The organism is Prauserella muralis (assembly GCF_003202285.1).
Classification (GTDB): domain Bacteria; phylum Actinomycetota; class Actinomycetes; order Mycobacteriales; family Pseudonocardiaceae; genus Prauserella_B; species Prauserella_B muralis.
Genome location: NZ_MASW01000005.1, coordinates 596,750 through 611,879, shown reverse-complemented (window position 1 = coordinate 611,879; position 15,130 = coordinate 596,750). Strand labels below are relative to the sequence as shown.

Below are 15,130 nucleotides of genomic sequence, written 5' to 3'. Positions count from 1 at the left end.
GAGGTGAGCGCGATGCCGGACGGGCTGGAGGTCCTGGTCTGCGTCAAGCGGGTGCCCGCGTCCGGGGCCAGGGTGCCGCTCACCCCCGACGGGTTGCATGTGGACACCCGGCATCTCGGATTCACGATCGGACCGCACGAGGAGTGCGCCGTGGAGGAGGCGGTGCGCCTCGTCGGCGAACACGGCGGCCGCGCCACGGTGCTCGCGGCGGGTCCGCCGGAGGTCGCCGAGCAGTTGCGGTACGCGCTGGCGATGGGCGCCGACCGGGCGGTGCTGGTCGACACCGGCAGCGACGAGCTCGACCCGCAGGCCACGGCGGCGGCCATTGGGCAGGCGGTGGCCGAGCTCGCCGCCGAGAAGCCGCCGGACCTGGTGCTGTTCGGCGACTCGTCGGCCGATGCCGGGCACTTCCAGGTCGGCGTGCGGGTCGCGTGCGGGCTCGGTCTGCCCATCGTCGGCGGCATCAAGGGCGTCGAGGTGGGCGACGGCGTGGTGCGGCTGCGCCGGGAGGTCGCCGACGGTGACGAGCGGTACGTGCTGCCGCTGCCCGCGGCGGCCGGTGTGCGGGAGGGGCTCAACCTGCCGCGGTACCCGAACCTGCCGGGCAGGCTACGGGCGAAGAAGGCGGCCGTGCACACGATCGTGGCGCGCCCCGAGCCCGGCGGGCTGCGTACGGTGCGCCTGCGCCAGCCTGCGGACGAGGCGACGGGTCCGGTGTGGCTGGGCCGTGGCGCCGCGGCGGCGCCCGCCGTCGTGGACGTGCTCGACGAACTCGGGGTGGTGTAGGACCATGCTGCTCATCGTGCTCGACGGCACCGAGCCCGCACCTGGCGTGCTCGGGCTCGCGCAGGCACTTGGCGGGCCGGTCCACGCGGTGGCCTTCGGCCGGGACGACGACGCGGCGGCGGAGATCGCCGCCGGGCTGGCCAAGCAGGGCGTTGGCGTGCTGCACACGCTGCGGCACCCGTTGCTCGGCGACTACGGGCCGGAGGCGTACGGCGAGGCCCTCGCCCAGCTGGTGGGCAGGCTGCGGCCGGAGGGCGTGCTGGCAGCGGGCACCGACCACGGCACGGAGATCCTGGCACACACGGCCGCGCGGACGGGGTTGCCGTTGGCGACCAACTGCCTCTCGGTCACCGGTGGGCCGCGCTGGCAGCTCACCCGGGTGCGTGGCGGCGGGATGCTGCTGGAGGACGCGGAACTGGACGCGCCGGTGAAGCTGGTGACGGCGGCACAGGGCGCCGAGGCGCCGTCCGAGACGGCGGTACGGCAGGAGTGCACGGTCGAGGAGTTCCTGCCCGACCTGCCGCAGGAGCTGGCGCGCTCCGCCATCGTCGAGCGCACGCCGCGCGGCGGCGGGCTGACGCTGGCGACCGCGCCGGTGGTGGTCTCCGGAGGCCGGGGTGTGGGCAGCGCCGAGGGCTACGCCGTACTGGAGGAGCTGGCGGGCCTGCTCGGCGGCGTGGTCGGCTGCTCCCGCGTCGCGACCAACAACGGCTGGCGTCCGCACAGCGACCAGGTGGGACTGACCGGCACGAAGATCAGCCCGCGGCTCTACGTCGCCTGCGGCATCAGCGGTGCCACGCAGCACTGGGTCGGCTGCATGGACTCCCGGGCGATCCTCGCGATCAACACCGATCCCGACGCGCCGCTGGTGCAGCGGGCGACCTATGCCGTGGTGGGAGACGTACACGAAGTGGTGCCTGCGATCGTGGCGGAGCTGCACGCTCGCGGGGTTCACCCGGATGGCTGATGCAATGATCACCCGGGGTAGAACACCCTGAAGTCGCGGCCCGGGGGAGGGCCGGCTGAGGGGAATCTGGGGGAGGACCCAATGAGCGATCGTGCCGCCGACGCGCGCACCCGCCGCCAACTGTCCGCCGATGATCTGCTGCGCCTGCCGTGGCCCGACCACGTCAGCAACGGCGAGGAGAACGAGTACGGCTCCTTCGTCGCGAACTACAGCAAGGGTCTGCCACACGACGACTTCGGAGAGGTCGATCCCGCCGCCTACCACGCGCTGCGCCGCGCGCTGTGCACCGGCCGCCCGGAGCACTTCGAGGCCGTGCCGCTCGGGGTTCGGCGGGGACGGCGGCTGGTCAATCCGCAGGCGGGGCTGGCGTTCGACGTGGAGGGGCCGGACGCGCACGCGCTGGCCATCCCGCCCGCACCGCGGCTGGACAGCGCGGAGAACTCCGCCGAGGCGGTCGAGCTGTACTGGATGGCCCTGTGCCGGGACGTGCCGTTCACGGAGTTCGCCGACAGCCCGCTCGCCGAGCACGCCGCCGCCGAGCTGACCGGGTTGACGGACTTCCGGGGACCGAAGAAGGGTGGCCGGGTCACGCCCGGCACGCTGTTCCGCGGCAGCACCCGGGGTGACCTGCGAGGGCCGTACCTGTCGCAGTTCCTGCTGCGCGACATCCAGTACGGCACGCTGCGGGTGCCCCAGCGGCACGACACCGTGTGTCCGGGCGAGGACTTCCTGACCGAGGTCGACGCGTGGCTCGCGGTGCAGCGCGGGCGCGCCGTCGAGCCGATCGTGCGCGACCACGGCGACCGCCGCTATCTCCGGACGCCGAGGGACCTGGCCAACTACGTGCACTTCGACGCGCTGTACGAGGCGTATCTCAACGCGTGCCTCATCCTGCTCGACCTCGGTGCGCCGGAGGATCCGGGCAACCCGTACCGGCATTCGGCGAACCAGGACGGCTTCGGCACCTACGGCGGCCCCGGCATTCTGAGCCTGGTGACGGAAGTGGCGACCAGGGCGCTGAAGGCGGTCTGGTTCCAGAAGTGGTTCGTGCATCGCCGGTTGCGTCCCGAGGCGTTCGGCGGCCGCGTTCACCAGCACCTGTCGGGCAGGCGCGACTACAACATGATCGACCGGGAGGTGCTGAACTCCGACGCGGTCAAGCGGGTGCACCGGGAGTGCGGCTCGTACCTGCTGCCGCAGGCGTTCCCCGAGGGCTCGCCACTGCATCCGGCCTACGGCGCAGGCCACGCGACCGTGGCGGGCGCGTGCGTCACCGTGCTCAAGGCGTGGTTCGACGAGTCGTGGGTGCTTGCCGATCCCGTCGTCCCGAACGCCGACGGCACCGAACCGGTGCCCTACGACGGGGAGGACGCCCGCGCGCTCACCGTGGGTGGCGAGCTGGACAAGGTGGCCGCGAACATCGCGATCGGCCGCAACCTCGCCGGTGTGCACTGGCGCACCGACTACACCGCGTCCGTGCGGCTGGGCGAGGCCGTCGCCATCGGAGTCCTGCGCGATCAGCTCCGCCTGTCCCACGAGGATGCCTCGCTGACGTTCACGCGGTTCGACGGGACGGCCATGACGCTCTGAGAGGGAACACGGAGGCGGGGGCGGCACGCGCTTGGCGGGCCGCCCCCGCCCGTGGGAGCTCCGTGCACTGGCCGGCCCCGAACCGCCGCCTACACCTCGCCCCGCCCGAGCGGCATCCCCCGACGCCGTTCGCTCGCGCGCAACACCCCGAGCGTCCACGCGCCTGTCCAGTGTCGGCGGAACGCCGGTTCCGCTCTACGGCCGAAAGACCCTATTTGCGCAGGCCTTCGGCCCGGTGCCCGGTTCGCCGGCGACGGCAACGGTGGACGTATGAATCAGGTGTACCCGGATACGGACAGGGGTATGTGACGACGGCGCGCCCCGGGGGTTATGGTGGAGGCGTCTGATACCCCCCTGGGTATGGATGAGCCGATCGCGGAGGTTGCTACAGATGCCGATTGACGTCGAGGTCGTGGAGACCTCCTCGCTGGGAGACCGCAGCTACCTGGCACACGATGGCCAGGTGGCCCTGGTGGTGGACCCGCAGCGCGACATCGACCGGGTGCTGGCTCTGGCCGGCAGGCTCGGCGTGCGGATCACGCATGTGGCCGAGACTCACCTGCACAACGACTACGTCTCCGGCGGTCTGGCACTCGCCAAGGTCACCGGGGCGGCCTACCTCGTCGCCGCGGCCGAGGACGTCGCGTTCGACCGGGTGCCCGTTGCCGACGGCGACGAGGTCGCGGTGGCCGAGGGATTCCGCCTCGCCGTGCTGGCCACGCCCGGCCACACGTTCCACCACGTGTCCTACCTGGTGTCCACAGCGGACGGACCGCTCGGGGTATTCACCGGCGGTTCCCTGCTGTTCGGCACCACCGGCCGGACGGACCTGCTCGGCCGGCAGCACGCGCACACCCTGGCCCGGCACCAGCACGCGTCCGTGCGCAGACTGGCCGACCTGCTCCCGGACGGCGCGCGGGTGTGGCCGACCCACGGCTTCGGCAGCTTCTGCTCGGCCACGCAGTCCGACGCCTCCGACTCGACGATCGGGCGCGAGCGAGACGCCAACCCGGCACTGCGGCTCGAGGCCGAGGACTTCGTCACCGAGACACTGGCCGGGCTCGACGCCTATCCCGCCTACTACGCACACATGGGGATGCGCAACGGCGAGGGCGCCGAGCTGGTGGACCTGACGCCCGTGCGCCGTGCGGAGTCCGCCGAGCTGGCGGAGCGCCTCGACGCCGGAGAGTGGGTGGTGGACCTGCGCTCGCGCAAGGCGTTCGCGCACCGCCACCTGGCAGGCACGCTCAGCTTCGGTCTGGAGGGCCCGATGTCGACGTGGCTGGGCTGGCTCGCGCCGTGGGGCGCGCCGATCACCCTGCTCGGGGAGTCGGCCGCTCAGGTGGAGCAGGCGCAGCGGGAGCTGGCGCGGATCGGCATCGACCGTCCCGCGGCCGCCGCGACCGGCTCGCCCGAGCAGTGGGCCACGGACGAGAGCAGGCTGGCCGTGCTCGCCACGGCGACCTTCGCCGACCTCGCGGCCGTTCGCGCGGGGCGGCGGCCGCACGGTCTGCCCGACGCAGACGTCGTGCTCGACGTGCGGCTGGCCGGCGAGTGGCGGGCGGGCCACCTTGACGGCGCCGTGCACGTCCCGCTGCCGGAGCTGCCCGCCAGGGTCGGCGACGTGCCCGACGGCGTGGTGTGGGTGCACTGCCAGTCCGGCTACCGGGCCGCCGTCGCCGCGAGCCTGCTGGCCCGCGCGGGCAGGCGCGTGGTGCACGTCGACGACGACTACGACACGGCGGCGGGGACCGGGCTCCGCGTCGTCGGGCAGGAGGCCGGCCGGTGACGATGCCGACCAGACCGCTTCGGCTCGACGTCCCGAGCCTGCGCGACCTGCTGGGCGCGGCGAATGCGCCGCGGCTCATCGACGTGCGGACGCCGGGCGAGTTCGACTCCGCGCACATCCCCGGCTCGTACAACGTGCCGCTCGACCTGCTCCGCGAGCACCGCGCCGAGCTGCGCGGCCATCTGGACGAGCAGGTGGTGCTCATCTGCCGGTCGGGACAGCGGGCGGCGCAGGCCGAACAGGCGCTCGCCGCCGCGGGGCTGCCCAACCTGCGGGTGCTCGACGGCGGCATCGCGGCCTGGCAGGCCGAAGGGGCGCCCGTGCGCGGCGGTCGTCCCCGCTGGGACCTGGAACGGCAGGTGCGGCTGGTCGCCGGAAGCATCGTGCTGGTGTCGGTGCTCGTGAGCCTGGTGTTCCCGCCCGCCAAGTGGGCGGCGGCGTTCATCGGAGGCGGCCTCACCGTCGCCGCGCTGAGCAACACCTGCCTCATGGGCATGCTGCTGGCCAAGCTGCCGTACAACCGCGGCCGCAGGGTGAACGTCGAGGACATCGTCGCAGCGCTGAAGGACGACCGGTGACCGGCATGCTCCTGCTCACCCTCGCCGCCGCCCTCGTCGTCGGGCTCGCGCTCGGCGTGCTCGGCGGCGGCGGGTCGATCCTGACGGTGCCGATCCTGGTGTACATCGCGGGGATCGACGCCAAGCAGGCCATCGCGATGTCGCTGTTCGTCGTCGCCATCACCAGCGCGCTCGGCGCGATCTCGCACGCCCGTGCGGGCCGGGTGCGCTGGCGCACCGGACTGGTCTTCGGCGCGGCCGGCATGGCAGGGGCCTACGGCGGTGGACGGCTGGCGGCCTTCCTCCCGGGCACGTGGCTGCTCGTGGGTTTCGGGGTGATGATGGTCGTCACCGCGGCCGCGATGATCCGCGGCCGCCGCGGGGGCGGTGCCGGCACCGTCCACGGCGAACTGCCGGTCGGCCGCGTCGTCGCCGAGGGCGTGGCCGTCGGCGCGGTCACCGGCCTCGTCGGTGCGGGAGGCGGTTTCCTGGTGGTGCCCGCGCTGGCCCTGCTCGGCGGGCTGCCGATGACGGTCGCCGTCGGTACCTCCCTCGTGGTGATCTCGATGAAGTCGTTCGCGGGCCTGGCGGGCTACCTGGCGAGCGTGCAGATCGACTGGCCGCTCGCGCTCGGCGTCACGGCGGCGGCCGTGGCGGGCAGCGTCGTCGGCGGGCGGCTGGCCGGGCGGATCCCGGAGACCGTCCTGCGCAAGGGGTTCGGCTGGTTCGTCGTGGTCATGGGCGGATTCGTGCTGGGGCAGCAGGTACCGGCGAACGTGTGGTCGTTCGTGGCGGACCAACCCGTGGTCTGGATCGCCGCTGCCGCACTCGCGGCGGCGGGCACGGGCGCCTGGCTGGCCGTGCGCCGGCGCGGCAGGCACCGCGAGCGCACGCCGGTGCCCTGAGCCGCCGAGGTGGGCCGGGCGGACCCCGGCCCACCTTGATCCTCGTCACAGCTCTACGGTGGGCAGACGTGACCGTCCCCGTCCTCGCTGATCCCGCGCCGTGAACGGGGTCGTCGACGGGTTCGTCGTCATCGGCGTGGTCATCGCGGTGGGCTACCTCGTCGGGCGGCTCGGCGTGCTCGGGCCGTCGGCCACGCAGGTGCTGTCCAGGACCGCGTTCTTCGTCGCGAGCCCCGCACTGCTGTTCACGACGCTGGCCAGGGCCGACGTCGGTGCCGTGTTCTCCGAGGATCTCGTGGTCACAGCGGTGACCAGCTCACTGGCCTGCCTGCTGTACGTGCCGGTCGCGTTGCTGCGCAAGCGGCCTGGGGGTGAGACCACGGTCGGTGCGATGGCCAGCGGTTACGTCAACGCGGGCAACCTGGGCCTGCCGATCGTCACGTACGTGTTCGGTGACGCCACCGTGGTCGCGCCGGTGCTGCTGTTCCAGCTCGCCGTGCTGACGCCGCTGTTCACCACCCTGCTCGACGTGCTACCGGAACGCGCCGGTGGTGCCCGGCCGTCCGCGCTGCGGACGCTCAGCGCCCCGCTGCGCAACCCGATCGCCGTCGCCACCGGCTGCGGGCTGCTCGTTTCGGCCACGGACCTGGTGCCCCCGAAGCCCGTCATGGCGCCGATCGAGCTGCTGGCCGACCTCGCCGTGCCCGCGATGCTGCTGGCGTTCGGCATCTCGCTGCAGACGGCCTCCCGGCCGGGTTCGGAACCCGAAACCGTGCCGCTGCTGGCGACCGTGGTGGTGCTGAAGAACATCGTGCATCCCGTGCTGGCGCTGCTGCTCGGCTCCCTGCTGGGCCTGGAAGGTCAGCGGCTGCTCGCCGTGGTCGTGTGCGCCGCGCTTCCCTCCGCCCAGAACGTCTTCGGCTACGCCGTGCGCTTCGATCAGGGAGTGGTCCTGGCACGCGACGCCGTGCTGACCACGACACTGCTCAGCATGCCGCTGATGTTCGGCATCGTCGCCCTGCTCGCCTGAGGTCAGCGGCTCGACCCGGCGCGCCTGCCCGCCCCGGGACCTCGTGGCTGCTTCGCCAGCCACACCCACGGCAACGTCATGAGCGCCCACGCGAGCAGCACGAGCGCCGCCTCGACGGCGAGGTAGGCGGGCCACGGTCCCAGCAGGTCCAGGATCGAGCCGGTCTCCGGCTTGCGGTTGAGGTAGCCGTAGTTGGTGCCCGCCAGGCTGTTGAACGTCATCGCGACCGCGACCCAGCCGAGGGTGACGGCGACCGCGATGCGGTAGCAGCCCCAGCGCGGCCGCAGACCGAGGCCCCACGTCAGGTAGACCGCGGCCCAGATCACCAGCAGGTGCATGGCCCAGAACGCCAGGAACTCGGGGTCCGGGAAATCGGGGCTGCGCAGCACGGGGGAGAACAGTGCCTGCGCGCTCAGCGACAGGCACCAGTAGTAGGTGAGCGTGAAGGCCCAGCGACGGTGCGTCCACAGGGCGTAGGCGGCCACCGGTGGCGCGAGGTCCGACAGGTGCAGCGGAATGGAACGGTCGACGCCGAGCCCGGAGGCGACCATCGAGTAAACCTGCAGCACCAGGGCGAGCAGGCCGGTGAGCACGGCGAATCCGCGGCTGACGTACCGTTCGGCCGGGTCATGCCGGTGCCTGCGGCCCCACGCCACGAGCAGGGCCGCGCCCACGGCGAAGACCGCGAGCACGAGCCAGTGCGACACGCCGTAGGGGCTGAACTGCCCGTCGTCCGGTGGCGCTGCCCACGGCACCCCGGCGGGTCGCCTGAGCATGGGCCACCTCGCTTCCCGGTCAGTCCCAGGATAGGCGCGGTGTCGTCGCGGCACAGCACCGTGCGGCACCGCGTCGCGGGGCCCGTGCAGCGGTCAGCCCGAACCTCCACCGGGGGCGGGGGCGTCCTTTGTGGACGAATCGGCGGGCCAGCTGATCCCCGTGCTGTTGAGGATCTCCTCGAAGATCGGCGTCGTCTCGACCGGGTCCGCGGTGTCGGCACCACCACTGTTCATGCTCATGTCGGGGTCGCCACATCGACGATGCGGTCGCGGCGCACCCACTTCGGTTCCGTGTCCTCGGCCGCGCCGTCCGGCTGCACCGGCACCCACCACGTGGTGGTGTAGCGGTCGAACACCGGTGTGGCGGCGACACAGCCGCGGCGGCACGCACGGGTCCAGTCCGAGCGGCGTCCTGCTGTGTACGTGACGCGATCACCGACGGCGAGTTCGGGATGGCGTGCGTCCACATCTCCTCCCCTCAGTCATCGGCCGGCCCGTGCGGGCACCCCTCGGCCGATGTTTCCCCTGCACCGACAGGGCTCTCCCGTTCCCTGTCAGGCCAGAAACCTATCACGGGGCGTGCGCCGACGCCGGGGTAATCGCTTTCCCGGGTGAGCAGGCGGGCGTCAGCCCGTGCCCTGCCCGGCCGCGTCGTACAGGGGGACCAGGCGCTGGTGGCAGGACGTCTCCAGGTGCTCACGCATCGCACGCTCCGCGCCCGCCGGGTCCCCGCGCACGATGGCGTCGACGATGCGTTCGTGTTCGGCCAGGGTCTCGGCACCGATCTGCCGGTGGTAGCCGAGCCGGAAGATGTGCATGTGGCAGTGGGTGCGCTCGAATGCCTGCCGGACCCGCTCGCTGCCGGACAGCTCGGCGATGAGCACGTGCAGGCGGGTGTCGTGCGCGGCGAGCGCCTTGTACGCCTCGTAGCTGCGCGAGCGGGGCAGCTGGGTGGTGGACATCTCGTGCCGCAACTGCCGGCGGTCGCGGGCGGTCGCCCGCTCCGCGGCGCACCGTGCCGCCCAGGGTTCGATGAGCAGGCGGAACTGGTAGAGGTCGGTGAGCTCGTCGCGGGTGAGCAGGGCGGTGGCCCGGTAGCCCCGCAACGGCTCCTTCGTCACCAGCTGGGCCGACTCCAGCCGGGCCAGCGCCTCCCGCACCGGGGTGGGGGAGACCTGGAGCTGGCGGGCGAGACCGTCGATGGAGATCCGGGCACCCGGCTCGATCTCGTGGTCCATGAGAAGCGCCTTGATGGCCTCGTGGACGTCGTCGGCCAGCCCCTGTCTGCGGGGCAGGGGTCTGGCCGCCGCGAGACCTCGCGGCCGGTGGGCGCCGGAGGGCCCTTGACGTGAACTACTGGCTGCCATGAGTATGTAGCCTACCGCGTACATCCTATAGGATTCTGTGGCCACGCCGGCGCGGGAGCAGGGGAACCGACAGAGTCGTCGAGACACCAGGGATGGAGATGACCTCGCACGGTATCGAGCGCAGCGCCGAACCGGTGCTCCGGCTCCCGGAGGCACCCGAAGGGCTGCGCCGGCGGCGCGTCAGGCCGGCCACGTTTCTGAAGTTCTTCGGCCCCGGCGCGATCATCGCGTCGCTCACGATCGGCAGCGGCGAGTCGGTGCTCGCCTCGCGGGAGGGCGCGGTGTTCGGCTACGCCGCGCTGTGGGCGGTTGTCGTCGGCACGGTCGCCAAAGCCGCCCTCGTCTACGCGTCCAACCGGCACATCACGTTGACCGGTGAGCATCCGATGACCCGCTTCGCGAAGGTCCTGCCCGGGCCACGCGGCTGGTTCCCGCTGCTGCTCGCGGTGATCTGCCTGGCCTCGTTCCCGGGCTGGACCAGTGGCGTGTCAGTGGCGCTCGGCGACTACCTCGAGTCGCTCGGCGCGGGCGACGGCACGGTGTACGCCGTCGCCGTGCTGGTGGGCGCCGCCGTGGTGTCCTACCTCGGCGGGTACCACCTCCTCGAACGCGCACAGGTGGCGATCGCCAGCCTGATGGTGGTCCTGGTGCTCATCGCCGTGTTCGTCGCGCAACCCGACTGGCTCGGCGTGCTCGGCGGTCTGGTGCCGGGCAACCTGGACTACCTGTCGTTCGTGCACGAGCGCTATCCCGACGTCGCGGGCACGTCCGCCTGGGTCGAGCTCACCGTGTTCATGGGCGGCCTCGGCGGCGGGATGTACGACTACATCGGCTACACGGGCATGCTGCGCGAGAAGAAGTGGGGCATGCTCGGCCATCGCGAGGTCGACGTCATCCGCGAGCGGCTGGCCGCCATGGGCCGCCGCGACGAGATCCCGTTGTCGACCGAGCCCGCGCAGGTCGCGCAGGGCAGGGCATGGACGCGGGCGCCGCTGTTCGACATGCTCGCGGCGTTCGTGGCGATGGCCGTCATCGCGGCAGCGTTCATGATCAACGGTACGACGATCCTCGCCGAGCGAGGGCAGGTCCCCGCCGAGGACGACGTGCTGACGCACCAGAGCCAGTTCTTCTCGACCATCGCGCCGGTCTTCGAGTACTTCTACATCGGAGCGATCGTGATGGTGCTGTTCGGCACCGTCTACGCCGTGTGGGAGGTCTACAGCTGGACCGCCTACGAAAGCCTCGCCGCGGTGTCCGAGCGCATCCGCCGCCGGGGACAGCGCGGGATCCGGCCGTTCATCTACGGCTGGACGGGCCTGATCGCCCTGGTGGCCATCCTGTCCGGACTGGACTTCGTGGACCTGGTGACACCCGCCTCCATCGTCGGTGGCGTGCTGGCGTGCGGCATCTACGGGGCCGGTCTGCTCTACGCGGACGCCAGGAACATGCCGAAGCCCTACCGCATGAGCAGGACGCTGCGCACACTCGTCGCCGCCGGGTCGGTGTTCCTGACCGTCGCGGGGACGCTGGCCCTGCTGGAGTACCTGGGGGTGCTGTCGTGAGCCTTCCCGCTCTGCGCGCGCGGTACGTGGTGCTCGCACTCGGGTTCGGGGTGCTGGCGGGGGTCCGCGCCGCCCAGGACGCTCCCGTGTGGGCGGCGGTGTTCGCGCTCGCCGCCGTCATCAACGGCTTTCTCGCGGTGCACGAGGCCCGCGCCGCCGGTGCGCGGCCCGCGCCGGCGGTGACCGCCGAGCGAATCCGGCTGTCGCTGCACGGATACCGGGACGCCGCGCGGCAGTGGCGGGTGCTGGCAGCCGTGAGCGGCGTGGGCGGCGGCCTGCTGCTGATGCTGCAGCCGACGGGCGCGCTGCTCGCCGGGCTGCTCGCCCTGCTCTGCCTGTACCGCGCTCGCCGCGCCGAGCGCACCGGCAGCACGCTACGCCGCATCACCACCGAATGAGCCGAGCAGAAGAAGAGGAGCCACGCATGGAGATCGTCCGCTACGCCGACGGCACCGGCCGCACGCGGATCGGGTTGCGCCAGGACGACACGGTGACCCCGGTGGACGGGGTCGACAGCCTCGCGCAGCTGTGGCGCAGGCCGGTGGCGGCGCTGCGGGAGGACCTGCGCCCCGACCCCGCCCGCGCGGTGCCGGCCAGTGGCGTGCGGCTGCTGCCACCCGTGGACGAGCGCACCGAGGTCTGGGCCGCGGGGGTGACCTATGAGCGTTCCCGGGGAGCCAGGGTCGAGGAGAGCACCGAGGCGACGGTGTACGAACGCGTCTACGACGCCCCGCGGCCGGAGGTCTTCTTCAAGGCACCGGCCTGGCGCGTGGTGACCGACGGAGATCCGGTGGCACTCCGGGAGGGGTCCACACTGGACGTTCCGGAGCCGGAGCTGGCGCTCGTGGTGAACAGCGAGGGGGAGATCGCGGGACTCACCGTGTGCAACGACATGAGCTCCCGCTCGATCGAGGGGGAGAACCCGCTGTACCTGCCGCAGGCCAAGATCTACAACAGCAGCTGCGCGCTCGCCACCGGCATCCGGCCGGTGTGGGAGGTCGCCGATCCCGAGAATCTGGCGATCCGGATGGCCGTCCTGCGGGACGGGGCCATCGCCTGGGAGGGCGAGACGTCCACGGCGCGGCTGCATCGCCCGCTGCGGGAGATGGTGGCGACGCTGTACCAGTCGCTCGACTTCCCGGACGGCGCCGTGCTCGCCACGGGGACGGGCATCGTGCCCGAGCTGAGCTTCACCCTCGTGGAGGGCGACCGGGTGGACATCGAGATCGAGAGCGTCGGGTCGCTGTCCAATCCGGTCGTCAAGCAGGACAGCGGCGCGGCGGCGTCAGCATAGCCCGGCGTCGTGGACGAGCAGGGCTACCTGGGTGCGGTTTCCCACGCCGAGTTTGGTGAGCACGCGGGTGATGTGCGCCTTCACCGTGGCGATGCTCAGGTGCAGGTGCGCGGCGATCTCGGCGTTGGTCCTGCCCTGCCCGATCGCGACGGCGACCTCGTGCTCGCGGGCGCTGAGCTCGGCCAGCGCGGCCCTGGCGCGCTCGTGGGCTCCCGCCTCGGTCGCTGCGCGCTCCATGAGCCTGCGTGTGATCCCCGGCGACAGGATCGGCTCGCCCGCCGCGACGGCGCGCACCGCCTCGGCGATCCGGGCGGGCAGGGAATCCTTCAGCAGAAAGCCGCTCGCGCCCGCGCGCAGCGCGTGCAGGACGTTCTCGTCGGAGTCGAAGGTGGTCAGCACGATCACCTCCGGTGCAGAAGGCCTGGCCCGCACGCGCCGGGTGGCGGTGATGCCGTTGACGCGTGGCATGCGGATGTCCATGAGCACGACGTCGGCCGGGTGCGCGTCGAGTGCGGCGGGCACGGCATCGCCGTCGTCGGCCTCACCGACCACGACGATGCCGTCGGCGCCGTCGAGCATGAGGCTGAGCCCGGCGCGCACGAGCGCGTCGTCGTCGACGACGAGGACCCGGACGGTACCGCTCATGGCGGCCACGGTAGCGAGGCCCGCAGGCGGAACCGCCCGGCCGTGGCGTCGTGGTCGAGGCGCCCTCCGGCCAGCCGGACTCGCTCGGTGAGGCCGACCAGGCCGGTGCCGGCCCCGGGCGGCCGGGCGGGCGGTGGCCCGGCGGGCAGCGGGTTGGAGACGTCGATGGACAGCACGGTACCGGGTTCGCCACCGAGCACGAGCCGCACCGGCTGTCCCGGCGCGTGCTTGCGGGCGTTGGTGAGAGCTTCCTGGACGATGCGGTATGCGGTGCGCCCGGTCGCCTGCGGCACGGTGTCGGCCGCCGGTGGCTCGCCGTCCCACAGCACGGCCGTGCCCGTGGACCGTGACTCGTCCACCAGCCCAGGCAGGTCCGCGAGCCCGGGAACGGGCCGTTCCGGCTCCGCGTCCCCGCCGGCGTCGTCCCGCAGCAGCAGGATGACGTCCCGCAGTTCGTCGAGCGCCTGGTGCGCCGTCGAGCGGATGACGCCCGCGGCGTCGGCGACGCGCTCGCCCGGCAGATCGGGGCGGTACTCCAGCGCGCCCGCGTACGTCGCCAGCAGCGACAGCCGATGGGCGAGCACGTCGTGCATCTCGCGGGCGATCCGCGCCCGCTCGGCTGCCCTGGCCTCGGCGATGCGCCGCCCCTGCTCGGCCTCCGCCCGCCGGGCCCGGTCCTCCAGGGACTCGATGAGCGCGCGGCGGGCCTTGGCCAGTGCTCCCCAGCCGAGCAGCGCCCCGTGGGCGACGACGACCAGCAGCAGCCACCAGCCGTAGGACAGGCCGGGCATCGGCCGCCACAGCCCGCGGACGGCGTGGGCCGCGACTCCGGCCAGCGCCACCCCGACCGCGACCGCGATGTGCCTGCCGCGGGCAACGGTGACCACCGCGACCGTGGCGGGTGGCGTCGCGGCAGGCGAGACGGCGGCCAGCGCGATCACGACGAGCCCGGCCGTGGTGGGCAGGCGCAGCAGAGCGGGGAACGCCGAGGCGCCCAGTACGCCCACCGCGATGTCGAGACCGAGCAGCAACCCCCGTGCTCCCGAGGCGTACTCACCCCAGACGGTCGCCGCGATGAGGGCCGCGAGCAGCAGGCCCACCGGCACCGTCCATCGCTGGCAGAACAACCCACGCACGCGCCGAGCGTACGGCGCTGCACCGGGTGCCGGACAGCGACCAAAGTCGACATCGCCCCCGACGAGGGGTGCGGTTCGAGTGGCCCGCCGGACGATGTGCGCGTACCGGCGCGGCTGGCAGGCTGGACCCCGGCGATCACCGAGGGAGAGGACACGACTCCATGACCAGCAGCACCCCCGCCACCCCGCCCGCGGCCGTGCGGATCCCCGCCGAGGGCCGCTACCGGCTGGACCCGGCCCGCTCCACCGTCTCGTTCACCACCCGGCACATGTTCGGGCTCGGCAAGGTCCGCGGCACGTTCGCGCTGCGCGAGGGTCACGTGGACGTCGCCGACCCGGTGGAGGGATCCTCGGCGCGGGCCGTCGTCGCGGCGACGGCGTTCGACACCGGCAACGCCACGCGCGACACCACGGTGCGCTCGGGCCAGTACCTCGACGCGGAGAACCATCCCGACATCGTGTTCGTCTCCACCGGCCTCACCGACCAGGACGGCGTGTGGGTGCTGCGGGGCTCGCTGACCGTGCGCGGGAGCAGCCGTCCCGTCGAGGTGCACCTGCGGCGGGCCGCTGCCGAGGGCGAGCGGCTGCGCCTGCTGGCTTCCAGCCGCATCGACCGCTACGACTTCGGCATCACCGCCATGAAGGGCATGACGGGCCGGTACCTGGATGTCGTGCTGGACCTCGTCGCCGAGCGGGCGTAGGCACCGCCCGGCGACGAGGGGCGCG

17 protein-coding genes are annotated in these 15,130 nt (G+C 72.8%); 11 read left to right on the top strand and 6 right to left on the bottom strand.

Features of this window, described 5'->3' with window-relative positions; genetic code table 11:
- Nucleotides 1-12: 12 nt before the first annotated feature.
- The 7 genes from BAY60_RS23670 (at nucleotide 13) to BAY60_RS23640 (ending at nucleotide 7,624) form a co-directional block, all read left to right on the top strand.
- The gene (locus tag BAY60_RS23670) at nucleotides 13-786 is read left to right on the top strand and encodes an electron transfer flavoprotein subunit beta/FixA family protein (RefSeq protein WP_245992802.1); all 774 of its coding nucleotides are present in this window, start codon (nucleotides 13-15) and stop codon (nucleotides 784-786) included.
- A gap of 4 nt (nucleotides 787-790) precedes the next feature.
- Entirely contained in the window at nucleotides 791-1,753 is a 963-nt protein-coding gene (locus tag BAY60_RS23665; RefSeq protein ID WP_112283219.1) for an electron transfer flavoprotein subunit alpha/FixB family protein, read from the top strand.
- Between the two features lie 81 nt (nucleotides 1,754-1,834).
- Nucleotides 1,835-3,343 carry a vanadium-dependent haloperoxidase gene (locus BAY60_RS23660; protein ID WP_245992773.1) on the top strand — a complete coding sequence of 503 codons (1,509 nt, stop codon included), beginning with the start codon at nucleotides 1,835-1,837 and terminating at the stop codon, nucleotides 3,341-3,343.
- A gap of 391 nt (nucleotides 3,344-3,734) precedes the next feature.
- The gene (locus BAY60_RS23655; protein WP_112283218.1) at nucleotides 3,735-5,132 is read left to right on the top strand and encodes an MBL fold metallo-hydrolase; all 1,398 of its coding nucleotides are present in this window, start codon (nucleotides 3,735-3,737) and stop codon (nucleotides 5,130-5,132) included.
- 2 nt (nucleotides 5,133-5,134) lie between these two features.
- Nucleotides 5,135-5,710 carry a rhodanese-like domain-containing protein gene (locus BAY60_RS23650; protein ID WP_112283575.1) on the top strand — a complete coding sequence of 192 codons (576 nt, stop codon included), beginning with the start codon at nucleotides 5,135-5,137 and terminating at the stop codon, nucleotides 5,708-5,710.
- 5 nt (nucleotides 5,711-5,715) lie between these two features.
- The gene (locus BAY60_RS23645) at nucleotides 5,716-6,594 is read left to right on the top strand and encodes a sulfite exporter TauE/SafE family protein (RefSeq protein ID WP_211330453.1); all 879 of its coding nucleotides are present in this window, start codon (nucleotides 5,716-5,718) and stop codon (nucleotides 6,592-6,594) included.
- 100 nt (nucleotides 6,595-6,694) lie between these two features.
- Entirely contained in the window at nucleotides 6,695-7,624 is a 930-nt protein-coding gene (locus BAY60_RS23640; protein ID WP_112283216.1) for an AEC family transporter, read from the top strand.
- A 2-nt stretch (nucleotides 7,625-7,626) separates the two neighbouring features.
- Here BAY60_RS23640 and BAY60_RS23635 read toward each other — a convergent pair whose 3' ends face one another.
- From BAY60_RS23635 to BAY60_RS38395, 4 genes are all read right to left on the bottom strand, one after another.
- The gene (locus tag BAY60_RS23635) at nucleotides 7,627-8,400 is read right to left on the bottom strand and encodes a YwaF family protein (RefSeq protein ID WP_112283215.1); all 774 of its coding nucleotides are present in this window, start codon (nucleotides 8,398-8,400) and stop codon (nucleotides 7,627-7,629) included.
- Nucleotides 8,401-8,493: 93 nt separating this feature from the next.
- Complete coding sequence (locus BAY60_RS37280; protein WP_170160522.1) at nucleotides 8,494-8,640, bottom strand: hypothetical protein; 147 nt, start codon at nucleotides 8,638-8,640, stop codon at nucleotides 8,494-8,496.
- Nucleotides 8,637-8,867, bottom strand: a complete 231-nt coding sequence (locus BAY60_RS23630; protein ID WP_112283214.1) for a hypothetical protein — start codon at nucleotides 8,865-8,867, stop codon at nucleotides 8,637-8,639. The genes BAY60_RS37280 and BAY60_RS23630 overlap by 4 nt, the downstream gene beginning before the upstream one ends.
- Nucleotides 8,868-9,026: 159 nt before the next feature.
- Nucleotides 9,027-9,767 carry a GntR family transcriptional regulator gene (locus BAY60_RS38395; protein ID WP_112283213.1) on the bottom strand — a complete coding sequence of 247 codons (741 nt, stop codon included), beginning with the start codon at nucleotides 9,765-9,767 and terminating at the stop codon, nucleotides 9,027-9,029.
- Nucleotides 9,768-9,865: 98 nt separating this feature from the next.
- Between BAY60_RS38395 and BAY60_RS23620 the strand changes: the two genes are divergently transcribed.
- The 3 genes from BAY60_RS23620 to BAY60_RS23610 are packed head-to-tail and all read left to right on the top strand — an operon-like array spanning nucleotide 9,866 to nucleotide 12,623.
- Nucleotides 9,866-11,329 (top strand): Nramp family divalent metal transporter, encoded by a 1,464-nt coding sequence (locus BAY60_RS23620; RefSeq protein WP_170160521.1) that lies wholly within the window; start codon nucleotides 9,866-9,868, stop codon nucleotides 11,327-11,329.
- Nucleotides 11,326-11,727 (top strand): hypothetical protein, encoded by a 402-nt coding sequence (locus BAY60_RS23615; RefSeq protein ID WP_112283211.1) that lies wholly within the window; start codon nucleotides 11,326-11,328, stop codon nucleotides 11,725-11,727. The genes BAY60_RS23620 and BAY60_RS23615 overlap by 4 nt, the downstream gene beginning before the upstream one ends.
- 26 nt (nucleotides 11,728-11,753) lie before the next feature.
- Complete coding sequence (locus BAY60_RS23610) at nucleotides 11,754-12,623, top strand: fumarylacetoacetate hydrolase family protein (protein WP_112283210.1); 870 nt, start codon at nucleotides 11,754-11,756, stop codon at nucleotides 12,621-12,623.
- Here the strand turns inward: BAY60_RS23610 and BAY60_RS23605 are convergent.
- The gene (locus tag BAY60_RS23605) at nucleotides 12,615-13,268 is read right to left on the bottom strand and encodes a response regulator transcription factor (RefSeq protein ID WP_170160520.1); all 654 of its coding nucleotides are present in this window, start codon (nucleotides 13,266-13,268) and stop codon (nucleotides 12,615-12,617) included. The two genes, BAY60_RS23610 and BAY60_RS23605, sit on opposite strands and share 9 nt — an antisense overlap.
- Entirely contained in the window at nucleotides 13,265-14,404 is a 1,140-nt protein-coding gene (locus tag BAY60_RS23600; protein WP_245992772.1) for a sensor histidine kinase, read from the bottom strand. The genes BAY60_RS23605 and BAY60_RS23600 overlap by 4 nt, the downstream gene beginning before the upstream one ends.
- Nucleotides 14,405-14,565: 161 nt before the next feature.
- Here BAY60_RS23600 and BAY60_RS23595 point away from each other — a divergent pair, with 161 nt between their 5' ends.
- The gene (locus BAY60_RS23595; protein ID WP_112283208.1) at nucleotides 14,566-15,105 is read left to right on the top strand and encodes a YceI family protein; all 540 of its coding nucleotides are present in this window, start codon (nucleotides 14,566-14,568) and stop codon (nucleotides 15,103-15,105) included.
- Nucleotides 15,106-15,130 lie beyond the last annotated feature (25 nt).

What these genes read in the sequence shown, in the direction of transcription:
- BAY60_RS23670 (WP_245992802.1), top strand. Translation starts at nt 13, where the DNA reads ATGCCGGACGGGCTGGAGGTCCTGGTCTGCGTCAAGCGGGTGCCCGCG.
- BAY60_RS23665 (WP_112283219.1), top strand. Translation starts at nt 791, where the DNA reads ATGCTGCTCATCGTGCTCGACGGCACCGAGCCCGCACCTGGCGTGCTC.
- BAY60_RS23660 (WP_245992773.1), top strand. Translation starts at nt 1,835, where the DNA reads ATGAGCGATCGTGCCGCCGACGCGCGCACCCGCCGCCAACTGTCCGCC.
- BAY60_RS23655 (WP_112283218.1), top strand. Translation starts at nt 3,735, where the DNA reads ATGCCGATTGACGTCGAGGTCGTGGAGACCTCCTCGCTGGGAGACCGC.
- BAY60_RS23650 (WP_112283575.1), top strand. Translation starts at nt 5,135, where the DNA reads ATGCCGACCAGACCGCTTCGGCTCGACGTCCCGAGCCTGCGCGACCTG.
- BAY60_RS23645 (WP_211330453.1), top strand. Translation starts at nt 5,716, where the DNA reads ATGCTCCTGCTCACCCTCGCCGCCGCCCTCGTCGTCGGGCTCGCGCTC.
- BAY60_RS23635 (WP_112283215.1), bottom strand. Translation starts at nt 8,400, where the DNA reads ATGCTCAGGCGACCCGCCGGGGTGCCGTGGGCAGCGCCACCGGACGAC.
- BAY60_RS37280 (WP_170160522.1), bottom strand. Translation starts at nt 8,640, where the DNA reads ATGAGCATGAACAGTGGTGGTGCCGACACCGCGGACCCGGTCGAGACG.
- BAY60_RS38395 (WP_112283213.1), bottom strand. Translation starts at nt 9,767, where the DNA reads ATGGCAGCCAGTAGTTCACGTCAAGGGCCCTCCGGCGCCCACCGGCCG.
- BAY60_RS23620 (WP_170160521.1), top strand. Translation starts at nt 9,866, where the DNA reads ATGACCTCGCACGGTATCGAGCGCAGCGCCGAACCGGTGCTCCGGCTC.
- BAY60_RS23610 (WP_112283210.1), top strand. Translation starts at nt 11,754, where the DNA reads ATGGAGATCGTCCGCTACGCCGACGGCACCGGCCGCACGCGGATCGGG.
- BAY60_RS23605 (WP_170160520.1), bottom strand. Translation starts at nt 13,268, where the DNA reads ATGAGCGGTACCGTCCGGGTCCTCGTCGTCGACGACGACGCGCTCGTG.
- BAY60_RS23595 (WP_112283208.1), top strand. Translation starts at nt 14,566, where the DNA reads ATGACCAGCAGCACCCCCGCCACCCCGCCCGCGGCCGTGCGGATCCCC.